The sequence below is a fragment of the bacterium genome (assembly GCA_036524115.1).
Taxonomy (GTDB): domain Bacteria; phylum JAUVQV01; class JAUVQV01; order JAUVQV01; family DATDCY01; genus DATDCY01.
The window spans coordinates 1-1,523 of the sequence record DATDCY010000114.1 but is presented as its reverse complement, the minus strand read 5'-3'; the positions used below and the strand labels follow the sequence as shown (position 1 = coordinate 1,523).

Here is a 1,523-nt window from a genome sequence, read left to right as displayed (position 1 = left end):
GCCGCGGCGGCGTCCCCCCGGTGCGCGTGCACCACGCCGAGCAGGTCGTGGTCGAGGGCCCCGGCGCCCGCCGCGCCGGCGCGCGTGCCGAACTCCTGCAGCGCCGCCTGCGGGTCGTCGATCGCGAGCAGGATCGCGCGGATGCGGTCCCACTCCGGGTCGGGCGCCGGCGTGTACTCCTCGCCGGGGGCGAGCCCGAGGCCGCTCTGCAGCTCGGTGATGCGGTTGAGCGTCAGCGGGTGCGAGCGCAGCCCCTCGGGTCCGCCCACCGGGACGAGGCGCTCCCCGCGCTCGATCAGGCGCAGCGAGCCGACGAGCCCGCGGGTGTCGAACTGCGTCCGCCGCAGGTAGACCAGCGAGAGCCGGTCGGCCTCGGTCTCCATCTCGCGCGAGAAGGCGAGCTGGTAGGACTCGAGCATGGCGAGGGTCCCGAAGAGCACCGCGGGGTTCCCGCCGGAGAGGATGATCGCCGCCAGCGCCGGAACCGTGCCGAGCGAGGCGCGCCGCGAGAGCCGCTCGTAGTGGCCCGCCTGCACGTGGGCGATCTCGTGGGCGAAGACGCCGGCCACCTCGCTGCGGTTGCGCGCGGCCTCGAGCATGCCGGTGAAGAAGAAGATGTCGCCGTTCGGCGACGTGAAGGCGTTGAAGACCGGCTTGTCGACGATGTAGTAGCGGAAGCCCTCCTCCTGGGCGCCGATGGCCCCCGCGATCTCCCCGCCGATGGCCTGCAGCTGCCCCAGCACCTCCGGATCCCAGATGAGCGGGAACTCGGCGCCGACGGCGCTGACCTGCCGCTGGCGGCGCAGCACGTCCTTCTCCTGCGGCGACGGCTGCGGCTTCGTCTCCGCCGTGGCGGCCTGCAGCGCCGGCGCGCACGCGAACCCCAGCGCGAGCGCGCAGAGGGCTGCGGCCGCGGCGCGGCGGCCCGCGTCCGATCTCATCGCCGGCCCGCCGCCTCGGCGGCCAGGCGCTCGAAGAACGCCGCCATGTACGCGGAGCGCTCGGCGGCCAGGCGCCGGCCGGCCGGCGTGAGCATGCGCCCGTGCAGGTGGCGCAGCTTCACGAGCCATTCGCGGTGGGCCGTGTCTCCCCGCCCGTAGGGGCGCGCGCGCAGCGAGGCCGCCGCGGGGGCGTGCAGACGGGCGCCGACCTCGCCGGCGAAGAGAAACGCCCGGCCGACGCCGACGGCCCCGAGCGAGTCGAGCTTGTCCGCGTCGTAGAGGAGCTTGGCCTCGCGGCTCACGGGGCGCGCCGCGCCCCGGAAGCGGTGGCGCCGCACGCAGTCGGCGACGCGCCGGACGAGGGCGTCGTCAGCGCCATGGCGGCGCAGCACCTCGCGCGCGATGACGGCCCCGGCCGCCGCGTGGCAGGTCGCGCCGGCGCTGCGGTCCTCCTCGGCGCGGCCGACGTCGTGCAGCAGCGCGGCGAGGGCGAGCACGCGCGCGTCCGCGCCGCTCTCCGCCCCCAGGCGCAGCGCCAGGGCGAGCACGCGCTCGACGTGGTCGAACCCGTGGCTGCCGCGC

General features: G+C 76.6%; 2 protein-coding genes. Both read right to left on the bottom strand.

Annotation, left to right across the window (positions count from 1 at the left end; all coding sequences use genetic code 11):
- Window positions 1–941 (bottom strand): M48 family metalloprotease (locus VI078_05125; protein ID HEY5998669.1); only part of this gene is annotated, 941 nt, incomplete at its 3' end.
- A partial coding sequence (locus tag VI078_05120; GenBank protein ID HEY5998668.1) for an HD domain-containing protein occupies window positions 938–1,523 on the bottom strand: 586 nt, incomplete at its 5' end. The genes VI078_05125 and VI078_05120, both read right to left, overlap by 4 nt.